The following is a 14,699-nucleotide window of genomic DNA, read 5'->3' as shown; positions in this document are numbered from 1 at the left end:
CGGGCGATAGGGACGGGTAACGCCCCTGCCGCCACGGGAACGGCGACCGGCAAAGGCCGGGCCGGGCGCGTCAACGCTGCCCTGCCGGGCCTGACAACCTGTTTCCGCCATCACGACTTTCCCAAGGGAGCGCCATGGCCATCGGCGAACTGTTCCGTCACTGGACCTACCAGGTCTTCGCGCCCGGCACCCTGCTGCGGCGCAAGTACAACGCGTTCCGCGAGCTGTTGCGGCACGACTCGCGCAGCCTCGAACTCATCGCCGAGCTGGAGGACATCCACTACGGCAACGAGAAGGTGGACTGGTCGCGCGTGATCGAACTGGCCGACCAGTTGGACGACGCGGTGCGCGCCATGCTGGGCCAGCTGATGGAAATGAACCCCGCCCGGTACATGGGCCTGGCCGACTACTGCAACAAGATCGCCTTCTACATGCGCATGGCCGTCAGCGTGCCCGAGCCGGACCTTGCCCCCCCCTACGTCATCCCCCTGGCGGAAGCGCACCAGCACCCGGACAGGGCGGGCGGCAAGGCCGCGCGGCTGGCCACCGTACGCAGCCAGACCATGCTGCCCGTGCCCGACGCCACGGTGATCACCGCCGCCGCCTACCACTACTTCATCGAACACAACGAACTGCGCGAACCCATCGACGCGCGCCTGCGCCGCCTGCGCCTTTCGCGGCCGGACGAGCTGGCCGCCATCTCCGAGGAACTGCGCGCCATGATCATGGAGGCGGACCTGCCGCCCCGGCTGGAAGAGGACATCCTTACCGCCGCCTACGCCATGAGCCCCCAGCGCGCCCCCCTGGCCGTGCGCAGCAGCGCCGTGGCCGAGGACGGGCCGGTATCCTTCGCCGGGCAGTACGCCAGCGTGCTGGGGGTGGAGCCGGGCCACGCGGGCACGGCCTGGAAGCGGGTGGTGGCCTCCAAGTACCAGCCGCGCGCGTTGTCCTACCGCATCCTGCACGGCCTGGCCGATGCGGAAACCCCCATGGCCGCGCTGCTCATGCCCATGCTGGACGCGGCCTGCGCCGGGGTCATCTACACCCGCGACCCCGACCCGCCGCGCCGCTTGCCCGCCGAGGAACTGGCCGAGGGCGTCACCGCCGTGCATGCCGTGGCGGGCACCGGCGACGTGCTGGTCAGCGGCGACAAGGCCGCCCAGTCGGCGTGGCTGTCGCGCCGCCCGCGCAGCCGCATCCTGGAACGTCCCGTACAGGGCGTACCCACGGTGGAGCAGCCCATGCCCACCGTGCCCCTGCTGACCACGGAAGACATGAAGCGCCTGGCCCGCTACGGCCGCGAGCTGGAAAACCTGTTCGGCGAGCCGCAGGACGTGGAGTGGGTGCTGGATACGGCGGGACGCATCTTCATCGTGCAGTCGCGCCCGGTGCCCGGCGGCACGGCTCACGGCGTCGTGCCGGAAAGGACGGCCGGTGCGAGTGACGGGGCGCAAGGGGCGGATGGTTCCGCGCCCGTGCCCGCCGCATCTCATGACGCGCTGCCCGTGCTGGCCGAAGGCAGCGAGCCGGTATCCGCCGGGGTGGGCAGCGGCACGGCCCGCCACGCGGCCATCTGCTGCGAGATAGGCGACATGCCCCAGGGCACCGTGCTGGTCACCACCACCCTTGGCCCCTCGCTCACCCGCATCATCGACCGGCTGGAGGCCGTGGTGGCCCAGACCGGCAGCCGGGCCTGCCACTTCGCCTCGGTGGCGCGCGAGTTCGGATTGCCCGTGGTCACCGGCATCGCCGACCCGTTCACGGCCATCGCCGACGGTTCCGTTGTCACCGTGGACGGCGGCACCGGCCGCATTCACGCGGGCAGGCCCGCACCGGACAAGGGGGCGGAAACCAGCGCCCCCCCCCGCGCCCGGCGCAGGGCGGCGGCAGCGGCCCGCGAACGGCGCGGCGGCATGCGCCGCCTGGCCCGGGCCATGCAGCATATCGCCAAATTGAACCTGACGGACCCGGCATCCAGCGACTTTTCGCCCGAGAACTGCCGGTCCATGCACGACCTGGTGCGCTTTGCCCACGAGCGCGGCGTGGCCGAGATGTTCTCGCTGGTGGGGCGCGGCGGGCGCGGCCTTGGCGGGGCCAAGAAGCTGCGCACCGACGTGCCCATGATCATGTACGTGCTGAACATCGAGGACGGGCTGTTTCCCACGGCGGCGGGCAAGGAAGAGATCGGCCCCGACGACTTCCGCTCCACGCCCATGTGGGCGCTGTGGTTCGGCCTGTCCGCCGCGCGCGAGCTGTGGGCCAACATGCCCCCGGCGGCGGACTGGAACGAGCTGGACCGCATCAGCGCGGGCATCTTCCGGCGCGACGCGCCCCAACTGGCCAGCTACGCGGTCATCTCCGCCCACTACGCGCACCTGATGATGCGCTTCGGCTATCATTTCGCGCTGGTGGACACCCTGTGCGCACCCGAAGACCGCACCAACTACATCCAGTTCCGGTTCAAGGGCGGCGGCGCGGCGGCCGAAGGGCGCGAACTGCGCATCCGGGTGCTGGAACGGGTGCTGGCCCGGCAGGGCTTTGCCGTGAAGACGCGCGGCGACCTGCTGGACGCCCGGCACGGCCCGGACGCCGAGGCGGTGATCCAGAAGCGGCTGGCCATGCTGGGCATGCTGCTGGCCGAAACGCGCCTGCTGGACGTGCGCATCGGCGATGCCGACGAGGCCGAGGCCATGGCCGACGACTTCCTGGCCCGGCTGGACACGGCGGGCGGGGGCGCGCCATGAGCACGTCCGACGCGTCATCGCCCTCGGGCCCGCCCGGCCAGACGCCGCCCGGCGGAAGCGGTGGCGGCAGCTCGCGCCAGGGCGGCCTGCTGCTGCGCGCCGCGCGCGGGGTGGCGGCCTTCCTGCGCGACGCCCTGACCACCCAGGTTCCCTCCGGGCATCCCGCGTTCCCCATCACCTGGGTCACCCAGCACATTGCCGCCGGTCCCGCGCCGGTAACGCGCCAACACCTCGACGCCCTGCGCGAGCAGGGCATCCAGGCCATCCTGAACCTGTGCGAAGAGCTGTGCGTGCTGGCCGACCTGGAGCAGGAGCAGGGCTTCGACGTGTTCTACCTGCCCATAGAGGACGAGCACGCCCCGGACGAGGTCGCGCTGGAACAGGCCCTGGACTGGCTGGACGAGGCCGTGTACCTGGGCCGCCGGGTGTACATCCACTGCCGCTACGGCATCGGCCGCACCGGCACGGTGCTGAACGCCTACCTGCTGCGCCGGGGGCTGGGCCAGCGCCGCACCGAACGGCTGATGCGCCGCCTGCGCTCCAAGCCCGCCAACTATCGCCAGTGGAGCGCCCTGCGCCGCTACGGCCGCCGCAACCGCGCCCTGACCCTGCGCGAACCCGCCCCGGAACCCGCCCGCCACGACGATCTGCTGCCCGTGCTGGCCGAATACGAGGCCCTGTCCGCCCGGCTGGATGCCGCCCTGCGCGCCATGCCGCATATGGCGGACGCGCCGCAGTGCGGGCGCGACCACGCCCGCTGCTGCCGCGTGCCCCCGGTGGTGACGCTGGTGGAGGCGGCGGCCCTGGCCCGCAACGCCGACACCCTGCTCACCGCCGCACAGCGCGGGGCCGTGCAGGCGGCCTGCCGCGCCCACCGCGCGCCAGCCGCACACGGCGGGGAAGAACGCCAGGGGGACACCGAAAGCGGCGCCCGCACCACGACGGGGCCGGTCACAGCCATGTTCTGCCCTTTGCTGGCCAGGGCCGCTGGAAACGGGAACCCGGAGGCGGACACGGCGCAACGCGCCACGGCCCCGCCCGCCGACGGGGCCGGACCTGCCGAACCAGCGGGCCTGTGCATGCTCTTCGCCCGACGCCCGCTGCGCTGCCGCCTGTCGGACATCCCCTCTCCCCCCAGCCCGCAGCTCGGCCCCGGCTGTGCCGATGACGCCACCGGCGAGCGCGAACGGCTGTGGGTGGACATGCTGGAACAGCCTCTGGAAGACCTTTCGCGCCGCACCTTCGCGGCCCTGGCCGGGTGTGAGCCGTCCGAAGATCCGCCCTGCTTTCCCCTGCCGGAGGTGCTCTCCGGCCGCTATGTGCAGACCGTGTTCCACGCCATCGCCTGCCTGTTGCGGCCCACGGCGACGGGCAACGGGGGCGGCGGGGGCACGCGGAACGGCGAAAGCCCCGGCCCCTGACGGTCGGGCCTCGGCAACGCGCCGCACCTCCCCCCCGTAACAGGCCAACGCAAAAGGGCAGGCGGTCATTCGACCCGCCTACCCTGTTTATTTCACATCGCGGCCTTGTGTATCTATTGCCGAAGCCTGCTGGCTTCCTTTCGATCACGCATGGAATATTACCGGGCATCCCACCTGCGTTTAAGCTCAATGAATCGCTCATCGCTACGCAGGGTGGCATCAGCCTCCACCATATACCCCAACACCTCGCCCATCTCATAAGGCCAGGCACGCACGCTATCAGGAAGTACCGCATAAAAAAGCGCGAGTACCGTGCCTGGATATCGCCTTGTGATGCTTTTGCGAATCCTATAGAAATTGTGCAATCTTAAATAGCCACCCTCGCCCCTGACAAGCAATGGAATAACTGCCTTCGCAATATCTTCAAAGTTCTCTTCGCTAATAAACGCAATATCGCATAATACTTTCGATATTGCACCAGACTTTGCTGCAAGCTGGCGTGGCCACACGTCATGCAGAAGCTCAAGCAATAAAGGATGCCACTTCCCCGAATCTTCTCTTACCCAACGCTCCGCGTGCCAAAGAACACGAGATCGCATATTATCGCTGGAATGGAGGAGGACATCACGCAACTCCTCGCTGGTGACCCACCTTTCGCCGGTATCTGCGTCTATCCTTGACCACGCAGACAGGAGCAGACCTGTGAGCACTTCAACGTGCCCATGCTTTTCCAAATTTTCCACTTTGGCCATGCACAGCATATGCGGCTTCAAAATCACAAAAAGCTCACGCCCTTGAACTTTTCCTCCCCACAATAACCCTGCCCACAACGCTTCCCGGTCCTCATCTTCGTCTGCATTCAAAACGGCCAGCAAATTTTCTTGCGTCCACCCGGAGTGGACAAAAAAGCACCAGCTCAACCGATGGGCATAAATCACCAAGGCGTGCCTCCGCAAAGCACCTGGCAACGCCAAAAGATCCTCCGCGCACTCAAGCCATTCTTTTGGAAATCCAGCCTGTGCCCGTAACTCGTCTATCTGCGGGGCGCCGAACAACGCTTCAGCGAGTTTCCCGGCAGGGGCATTGATGGCTTCCATGGACCAGTCCACATCCTTGCCGCGCCGTACAGCTACGCTACCATTCTCAACAGACTGAAGTCGCAGTGATTCAGTCGCCTTCGAGACTAGACTGAAAAATATCTCTGGGCATTCTTTAGCAAAAACTTTGGCGGACTTCTGGAGCCAATCCGCCACAGGCCAGATGATGCCCACCAACGACTGACTTGGATAGCGTGAAAGCTGCACTCCAATAAATACGGTAAACTTGACGCGATCATCCTTCCTACAATCTTGGGCAAGAAACTTGCGCCAAGCCCACTCAGGAAATCCACCCTTTTTCGCTGCAAACCTTAAGGCTGCAAAGGCCCGCACAGGCCGTTCTTGTGAAAGGCCCGCGAATGGATCGCGGTCAACAAACTCTCCATTCTGATGCCCAGAGAGTTCTTTTGCCCTATCAAGTGTTGTCGCCAAGGACTCTTTTAGGATGTCTGAATATTTTGTATCCGTGCCAACCCAGCCGCTCCGCCCTTCAAAGGACCGGGCCGCGCTCTTCGCGTGCTCAGGCTTCCAACCCGGCGCATCCTTCCGCAACTCCTGTGTTGCCTGCTCTAAATCGAGGGCAAGACTACAACCCTGCGCCTTGATCCAATGCAGTCTTCCAAGAACAGCCCAAGCTCTCCGCTCTTTATATTCGGCCTCTTCTTCATTCTCCCATCGCCCTGGCCCGTCCAAAATTTTCTGTTCAATGCGATTTCGCGTCTCTACATCCAAGTCCTCCCATCTCCCAGAAATGGATAAAAGAAGGTCACGGGTATGAGACATACCCCAAAACATTTCAGGCGGAACCTCATTGATAACCTTGCTGAACTGTTCTGCAGGTACCAGAACAGACTGCCCCAAAGCCCATATCCTCAACCGTGCAAATATCGCGGCGTCTGGGGTGGGCCACGTTGAAAATTCGAATTTGGCAGTCGCTACATCGAGGTCCATCAATCCCTGGAAACGCTCAACAAAGTACAACACCCACGAGGAAAGACCATTATCACGCTCGTAAGGAGCACCATCTGCATCTTTCTCAGGGGCAATTGGGCAAATACGGCTAAGGCCGTAGCCACCGACTTCAGCTTCAAGCGCCTGCGCGACCTCAAGATTTTTACGCAACACCACAACGACGCGTGCCAACCACTCATCAGGCACCACAATATTCGTGGGCAAATCCGGATATTCAACGCCGCAACTTACAAGATGGTTCAGACCATAATCCCCCCTTTTCTCGGGAATGGGGCCATCCCCCAGACCACCCTCGACCTTTATGAAAGGCCGACCCAAACTGGCAAAACGGCGCAGGACGAGATCACTCCAGCCCTCCTCACCTATTTCCGACGCGAATGAATACCAATCATGACGACTCTCTCCATGCTCCCCAGACCAAAACTCAAATAAATACCCCCACGCAAGTCGAACAGCGAGCGGAACATTGTTCCCGTTCCGCTCAAGCTGCCAAGTGATTTGCTTCTGGACTTCGGGATGCACCGGACCGTGGCGGACTGCCCACCACACGGCTTCAGGCTGAGATGCAACCTTACCGATCCAAACGCCTAGCTGGAATTGCCTGGGTAGGAGGTTGGGGCACTGTCCGGACCAATATCCCCGCATCGTGCAATTATGCTGATCCTGTCGATCACGCCTATCCTGCCTGCTAAGGGCAAAAGCATCCCATGCGCCATCGGGCACCACACGTTTAGCAGAATAATCTTGGGGGGCTACTTTGTCGGGAACCGCATCAAAGTCCAAAGAATATAAATCAAATGGATCTACGAAGACCCCTTCTTCCCAAAAACCGCCTTGCTTCCCCGGCGTTGCGTACCGCCTGTGAGGATCAAAGACACAGAGCCATGTTGCAGGCGGCGGGGCATCTCCTTCAGAAAACTTCTTCACGCCCTCAACCGTTGAAACGATGTGGGCCACTTGGCCACGCTCATGCGGTTGCAAAGCTTGGGGACCGGCTTTTGCCATCTCTACAACGCCAGCTACCCACGCATCCGGGTCTTCCGCCCGATCAGCCCATGCTTCGAGTGTCTTCCAAAGGGCTTCATGACCATCCGCGCTATCATAGGCAATGGCTGTAACCCCTTTGTGCTGCCATTTCGAATTGGCGTAATTTGAATCTCCGGACTGAAACGCATAGAGGCCTTCCAGTTTCCCGGAGGCCCTGTTCAACGCCTCCAACAAATATTGGACGGGAGGATCGTCGGCGGAATAGCCAACGAAAACTACAACGTATCGCTCCAAGATTCCTCTTACAAACGCGGTTGCCCAGCCTTCTGACAAATACGCTTTGCCGAATTCAGAACTGGAAAGAATCAGTCCGTCACCCTCGGCCCCATTGCCGCCTGGATTAATCCTACCATGCAGGTACACCACACCATTGAGCCTTTTTGCATGGGATGGATCAGGAAGATTCGGCGGCGCAAACGTAGGCAAATCTGGTCTGCATGCATCAAACAGGCGGTCGAAGTTCGTCGTAACCACGCGAACCAGACCCTCACGAGTTGTCGCAAGTTTCAGGAGTGTCTGATGGGCGGCGAGGTCTGGCGAGTCCGCAGGCACCAACGCCTTGGCCACCGCTTCATAGATATCCCGGCTCAAAAAATCACGCTCCAACAGGCCGAATATCCTGTCGGCAGAAATGAGCCCTTCTACCCCGGTTCGCTCTCCTATTTCTCTCGCCTCAGCGATAATCCTCATTGCCGGGGCATCTGAAGGCACCCCCAATGTATGGGTTACCGCGCCAGCTAGCCCAAAAAAATCCGGCAGGTTAGCCTTGGCACGCGAAACGCCCGCACCACAAAAAAAGACAACCCGGCCCTGATCTCTTGCGAGCAGGAGTTCATCGGGCAGGGAAGGACCATTGGCAAAGAAGCGCATTCGACTCCCCCTAACAGAAACCTAGGACACAGCCTGTATCCTTGCAGATCAAGGCCTGCGCGAACGCAAAAACATTCGCCGGGCACCCGCCGCCTGAACACCCGCTACCATAACGCCAGTATCGGTCTGTCGCTCAAATCTGCTACCCGCATATACAGCCAAAGAAAAGGCCCGACAGATTTGCCGGGCCTTCCTTTCGTATGCGCAATCTCACTCGGCCTTATGGCCTTTCCAAGTCCATCCCCCCCTTCACCGTCGGACTACGCCCCCTGTTTCCCCGGTTCCCCAGGCTCCCCCGGCTCCCTGACTGGTTCGCCCGGAAACGGCGTGCAGCCGCACGACCGGGACAGCACGCCCAGCACTTCCGTGGCGGTGCGCTCGGACGACGCCGGGTTCTGCCCGGTGACCAGCAGCCCGTCCACCACTACGTGCGGCTCCCACAAGGGGCCGCGCTCGTACTTCGCGCCAAGACGGGTCAGCTCGTCCTGCAACAGGAAGGGCACCACCTGCGACAGCCCCACCACGTCCTCCTCGGCATTGGAGAAGCCGGTCACGTTGCGCCGGGCCACCAGCGGCTTGCCGTCGGGCGTGGTGGCGCGCACCAGCACGGCCGGGCCGTGGCACACCGCCGCCACGGGCTTGCCCGCGCGGTGCATGGCCTCGATGACGGCCACCGAACGCGCGTCGTCCACCAGGTCCCACAGGGGGCCGTGCCCGCCGGGGTAGAACAGCACGTCATGGTCCTCTGGCCGTACGTCCGCCAGCGGCACCGTGGCCTTCAGGGCGGCCATGGCAACCGTATCCGCCGTGAAGCGGCGGGTGGCCTTGTTCTGGGCCTCGTCCGCCTCGCTGCGCGGGTCCACGGGCGCTGGGCCGCCCTTGGGCGAGGCCAGGGTCACCTGCGCCCCGGCGTCGATGAACACGTAATAGGGCGCGGCCAGTTCCTCCAGCCACAGCCCGGTCTTGTGGCCGGTATCGCCCAGCCTGTCGTTGGACGTGACGATCATCAACACTTTCATGACAACCTCCCTATGTGACGGCGGCGCGCGGCCTGCCGTGGCGAATGCGGCAACTCCGGAGCGGCGGACGCGCCCCGTGCGGCCGACATCCGGCAGCGGCGGGGCGAATCGTCCATTATCGCAACATAGTGAAGGGCGGGGGAGGGGGCAAGGGGAAAGAAGGGCAGGCGGCCACAAGGCCAGGCATGCGAAAGCCGCCGCCACACACCCGTGGCGGCGGCCTGAACAACCTGAAGACCCGGCAGCCGTGCATCCGCCCGGCGTCAGGCCCCTCCGCCCCCGGAACTGCCGCCGGACCCCGCATCCCCCTTGCCGGGCCGCGCGGCCGCACCGCCCTTGCCCTGCGCGTTCGCCCGTCCGGGTGCATCCGCCTGTCCGGGTGCATCCGCCTGTCCGGGTGCATCCGCCTGACCCGGCACGCCCGCCTGGCCGGTCGCATCGTCTTCCAGCCGCTCGTCCAGGTTCAGCCGGTCCAGCAACTCCAGGGGATCGGGTGCATGCGCGGGCACGGGCACAGGCGCTTCCACCGGCGCAACATCCCTATCCGCCCCGGCGGCCTTGCCGGAACGGACGGGCTGCGCGGGGTGCGGACGGGGCGCGGGGGCCACGGGCCGGGCCGGGGCCGCGCCCCCGGCAGCGGTGGCCGCGCCGCCTGCATCGGCCTTCGGGGTCGGCAGCTTTCCGAACGTGGCGGGGATGAAGTATTCCGAGCACCCGAAGGCAATGCCCACCACCACGGTCTTCAGCACGTCGATGCTGTACACCGTCCCCGCCCCGCCGCAGGGGTCCGCCCCCTTCGGCAGCGGCGCGAACAGGTTGCTGATGTTGAACAGCGAAATGATCTGGGCGTTGACCAGGTAGCACCCCGCCAGCGCCCCAACCGCGCCGATGAGCATGCGGTTCAGCAGATAGGCATGGGACGAGAACGACTCCACCTCGCGCAGCCGTGAACTCTTGAAGTAATTGTTCATGCGGATGGCCACGGTCACCAGCGCGCCCAGGCAGCCGCCAGTCAGGGCCAGCAGCATCACCTGGCCGATGCCCGGCCCGCACCACGGCAGGGCGACGCCCCCCCCACCCCCCGGCAGCAGGCCGCCCAGCAGCCCTATGAAAAACCAGAACACGGCCCGCGCCAGGGCAATCACCTCTGCATGCAGCAACAGCACGCCGAAGCCCGCCAGCATGAGGTATACCAGCCGCTTGCAGGTGCGTTCCAGCAGCCACTTGCGCCGCTCGCGCTTCTGCGATTCCAGTTGCAGGTCCACGAGGATGCGCGAGAGCAGGTCGCGGCGGCAGTCCGAGGTCATGGGCTTGGGATCGACCTCGGCGTAGAAGCCCGACGTTTCGCGGTCCATGATCACCCGCGCCTGCACCAGCAGCCGCTCTATCTCGATGAGAATGCGGCCGTCGGAATGGTAGGGGGCAATGCTCTGCTCCACGAAGTGGGCGTCGCCCCACGAGAAATCATCCTTTTCCAGGCGGGCCGCCACGGCCTGGTACACCGCCGTGTTCTTGAAGGAGCCTTCGGCCAGCAGCCCCACCTGGGCCGACAAGGTGGTGCGGAACTGCTGCAGGACCATGATGTCCTTGCCGCAGATGGTGGCGTCCGACATGGCTGCACCCTCCCTGCCGGGCTCTGCCCGGTCCGCTACGTTTGCTCCCCGCCAAGGCCCCCTTGTCGCGCCATACCGCAGCCCCCGGCCAACGCCATTATTTTCCCGTCCAATTGACGTTTGGCCGCGTACCACACCCCCGCCACCCCGACGAAAAGCCCCGCCGGAAGCTGTCTTCCGGCGGGGCCTGCCATGCGAATCTTTCCAGTCGTATCGGCACGCCACGGGCGGGGGCGGGCGTCGCCCGTCCTACGCCAGGCCGAACCTGGCCTTGGCCTCCCGGCGGCGGGCATGCAGGATGGGCTCGGTGTAGCCCGAGGGCTGCTCGCGCCCCAGCAGCACCAGGTCGCACGCGGCCTGGAAGGCCACGCTGGCGTCAAAGTCCGCGCTCATGGGCCGGTAGGCCGGGTCGCCCTCGTTCTGGCGGTCCACCACGGCGGCCATGCGCTTGAGCACCGCCACCACCTGCTCGCGGGTGCAGATGCCGTGGTGCAGCCAGTTGGCGATGTGCTGGCTGGAAATGCGCAGGGTGGCGCGGTCTTCCATCAGCCCCACGTCGGTGATGTCCGGCACCTTGGAGCAGCCGATGCCCTGTTCCACCCAGCGCACCACGTAGCCCAGGATGGACTGGGCGTTGTTGGCCAGTTCCTCTTCCACCTCTTGCGGGGCGGGGCGGGAGGCGGGCGGCAGCAGGGGCAGGGTCAGCAGGTCGGCCAGGCTGGCGCGGCGCTGCCCCGCCAGGGTCTTCTGCACGGCGGCCACGTCCACCGCATGGTAGTGCATGGCGTGCAGGGTGGCCGCCGTGGGCGAGGGCACCCACGCGCAGTTGGCCCCGGCCCTGGGGTGGGCGATCTTGGTTTCCACCATCTCGCGCATCATGTCGGGCTTGGCCCACATGCCCTTGCCCACCTGGGCGCGCCCGGCCAGGCCGCAGGCCAGGCCCACGTCCACGTTCCAGTCCTCGTAGGCGATGATCCAGCGTTCGGCGCGCATGGCGTTCTTGCGCACCACCGGGCCAGCCTCCATGCAGGTGTGGATTTCGTCGCCGGTGCGGTCCAAGAAGCCGGTGTTGATGAAGATGACCCGCTCGGCCGCCGCGCGGATGCATTCCTTCAGGTTCACGGTGGTGCGGCGTTCCTCGTCCATGATGCCGATCTTCAGGGTGTTGCGCGGCATGCCCAGGGCGTCCTCGGCCATGCGGAACAGCTCCACGGTGAAGGCCACTTCCTCCGGCCCGTGCTGCTTGGGCTTGACGATGTACACGCTGCCCGTGCGGCTGTTGCGGTAGCTGGCCGTGCCGCGCAGGTCGTGCAGGGCGATGTAGGCCGTGGCCAGGGTGTCCAGCATGCCTTCGGGAATCTCGTCGCCGGATCGGGTGAGCACCGCGTCGGTGGTCATCAGGTGGCCCACGGTGCGCACCAGCAGCAGGCTGCGGCCGGGCAGCGCGAAGGACGCGCCGTCAGGCCCGGTGTATTCGCGGTCGGGGTTCAGGGTGCGCAGCACGGTGCGCCCGCCCTTGGGAAATTCGGCCGCAAGGTCGCCCCGGAACAGGCCCAGCAGGTTGCGGTAGGCCAGGGCCTTGTCCGCCCCGTCCACCACGGCCACGGAATCCTCGCAGTCGAGGATGGTGGTCATGGCGGCCTCCAGCACCACGTCCTTCACCCCGGCGGGGTGCTCGCGCCCGATGGCGTGATCGCGGTCGATGCGGATTTCGGCATGCAGGCCGTGGTTGTGCAGCAGCACCGCGCCATTGCCCCCGGCGGGGGCGCCGGAGTGCCCGGCGAAGCGGTCCGGGTCGGCAAGGCCCGTTTCCGCGCCGCCCTTCAGGGTGACCACCAGGCGGCCGCCGCGCACGTCGTAGCGCGCCGCATCGGCATGGCTGCCCGTGGCCAGCGGAAAGGCCTGGTCCAGGAAGGCGGCGGCCCGCGCCACCACCAGCGCCCCGCGCGCGGGGTTGTACGCTGCGCCACGCGGCGCGCCGCCCTGCGCCGGGTCTTCGGAAATGACGTCGGTGCCGTACAGCGCGTCGTACAGGCTGCCCCAGCGGGCGTTGGCCGCGTTCAGGGCGTAGCGGGAATTGGTGATGGGCACCACCAGCTGCGGCCCGGCCACCAGCGCTATTTCCGGGTCCACGCCTTCGGTGGTCACGGCAAAGTCCGGCCCTTCTGGCACGAGATAGCCGATGGACCGCAGGAAGGCCTCGTAGGCGGCCCCATCGTGCGGCGCGCCGCGCCGTTCGCGGTGCCAGGCGTCCACGGCCTCTTGCAGTTCGGACCGTTTGTCCAGCAGGGCGCGGTTCCTGTCGCCCATGGTTTCCACCATGTTCTCAAGGGACGTCCAGAACCTGTCGGGGTCCACGCCGGTGCCCGGCGCGATGTCGCGGACGATGACGTCATACAGCGGCGCTGCGATCTGCAGGCCACCCACCTGAACGCGCTGCGTCATATCGTGCTCCTGTAAGTTGGCGGAACGGAACGGGCCGGAAGCGGAACCGGAAACGGACAGGCCATGCCTGGCGGGCGGGCCGGAGGGGGGCCAGCAAGCCCGGCGCGCGGCGACGCGGACTTCTGCCCCATTTTCAAGGCATACCCGGCCAGGCCGCCCAATGCAATGCCCGCCCCCTTGCGCCGGGTTCCGCACGGAGCGCGCCCGCGATCCACATACAGCTTGGCTGCCGGATCCCCCGTCTCCCAACCCGCCCCCGCACGGGCGGGCGTTGCCCCCCCCACGCTGCGAAAAATACGGTCGGACGCGGTTGCCTTCTTGCTGGTGATAATTGTTTTCAGCCATGGATCGGCGCACGCCGCCCGGTCCGGACGCCCGGGCCTTGGCGGCGCGATTCCGCTGGCAACGACAACGGAGGAACCGCCATGAAACTGGACGCACTGCACCCCCGGAACTGGTTCCGCAAGAGTGCCGAACGCGAAGACGCCGGTTCCGGCCGGCATGACGAAGGACGCCTCGCGGCTCCCGTTCCCTTTGACGTGGAATGCGCGCGCGAGGCGGACGCACTGCGCGAAGCCCTGGAATTCGCTGGCACCATGGACCTGCTCTACGAGGCCCTGCCGGAACAGCCCGCCGAATGCGGCTTCAAGGATACCCGCCGCCTGGACGTGGACATCGCGGTGGACAATGACGCCTACGTGGTCGTGGCCGACGTGCCCGGCCTCTCGCGCGTCGACGACAACGGCATGGGCGATGGCGACGCCGCCGACCTGCACGTGAAGGCCGACGGCCAGCGGCTGTCCATCAGGGGCCGCACGCGGTCCTCCTCTCGGGACAAGGGCTGGGGCTGGCACCGCATGGAGCGCCAGCCCGGCAGCTTCCGGCGCATCCTGGTGCTGCCGGATGACGCCGTGGCCGAGGGCCTTTCCGCCTCGGTCAACGACGGCGTGCTGACCGTGACCATCCCCCGCGCCTCGTCCGAGGAATGCGTGTGGGTGCCCGGCGAGGAGGGTATCCGCGCCGGTTGCCACGCCTGATTCCGCATCATCCCCGGTGTCGGGAAGGCATGCTCCCCTGCCGTCAGCAAGGTGTTCCGCCGACGTCGGGACGGCATCCCGCCGACGCCGCAACCCCGCGCGGCACGCCGCGCACCGTCCGCCGGGCCGCACTGGCACCCCGGCGGCACAGCGTACCGCATCGCCCCGTATTCACGGAAACCGTTCCGGGTTCCGGCTCGGGGCATCGGGCGCACTCGCCACACCCGACGGCGGAGGGACCATCCCTCCGCCGTTTTCATGCCGGGCGGCTTGCCCCGCCCGTCCAGTCCAGCCCATCCGGTCCATTCGGGCCATCCCGTCCATCCTGGCCGGTCAATCCTGTCCGGCCTCCGGCGCCGCCTGTCCGGCGTGGCCTGCCGGGCGCGTTGACACCTGCCGCGTATCCTGCCAGCTTGCCAGAATAGGCATTCCTC

At 66.1% G+C, this 14,699-nt stretch carries 7 protein-coding genes; 3 read left to right on the top strand and 4 right to left on the bottom strand.

The genetic code is table 11. From position 1 onward, the window contains the following. Positions 1-134 precede the first annotated feature (134 nt). A complete protein-coding gene (locus tag RVX_RS00540) occupies positions 135-2,744 on the top strand; it encodes a PEP/pyruvate-binding domain-containing protein (protein ID WP_116307207.1) in 2,610 nt (869 codons plus the stop codon). Then, entirely contained in the window at positions 2,741-4,165 is a 1,425-nt protein-coding gene (locus RVX_RS00535; RefSeq protein ID WP_116307209.1) for a protein-tyrosine phosphatase family protein, read from the top strand. The genes RVX_RS00540 and RVX_RS00535 overlap by 4 nt, the downstream gene beginning before the upstream one ends. A gap of 158 nt (positions 4,166-4,323) precedes the next feature. Here the strand turns inward: RVX_RS00535 and RVX_RS00530 are convergent, their stop codons facing one another. The 4 genes from RVX_RS00530 to RVX_RS00515 form a co-directional block, all read right to left on the bottom strand. Continuing rightward, positions 4,324-8,151 (bottom strand): SIR2 family protein, encoded by a 3,828-nt coding sequence (locus RVX_RS00530; RefSeq protein WP_420192390.1) that lies wholly within the window; start codon positions 8,149-8,151, stop codon positions 4,324-4,326. Between the two features lie 260 nt (positions 8,152-8,411). Beyond that, complete coding sequence (locus RVX_RS00525; RefSeq protein WP_116307213.1) at positions 8,412-9,170, bottom strand: type 1 glutamine amidotransferase domain-containing protein; 759 nt, start codon at positions 9,168-9,170, stop codon at positions 8,412-8,414. Positions 9,171-9,433: 263 nt separating this feature from the next. Next, on the bottom strand, positions 9,434-10,783 hold the full coding sequence (locus tag RVX_RS00520) for a hypothetical protein (protein ID WP_116307215.1): 1,350 nt from the start codon (positions 10,781-10,783) through the stop codon (positions 9,434-9,436). A 249-nt stretch (positions 10,784-11,032) separates the two neighbouring features. Beyond that, entirely contained in the window at positions 11,033-13,228 is a 2,196-nt protein-coding gene (locus RVX_RS00515; protein WP_116307218.1) for a malate synthase G, read from the bottom strand. Positions 13,229-13,653: 425 nt separating this feature from the next. Here RVX_RS00515 and RVX_RS00510 point away from each other — a divergent pair, with 425 nt between their 5' ends. Then, positions 13,654-14,265, top strand: a complete 612-nt coding sequence (locus RVX_RS00510; RefSeq protein WP_116307220.1) for an Hsp20/alpha crystallin family protein — start codon at positions 13,654-13,656, stop codon at positions 14,263-14,265. Positions 14,266-14,699 lie beyond the last annotated feature (434 nt).

Source organism: Nitratidesulfovibrio sp. HK-II (assembly GCF_003402415.2).
Classification (GTDB): Bacteria; Desulfobacterota; Desulfovibrionia; order Desulfovibrionales; family Desulfovibrionaceae; genus Cupidesulfovibrio.
Note: the sequence above shows the minus strand (reverse complement) of the source record. Positions and strands in the feature narration are given on the sequence as shown.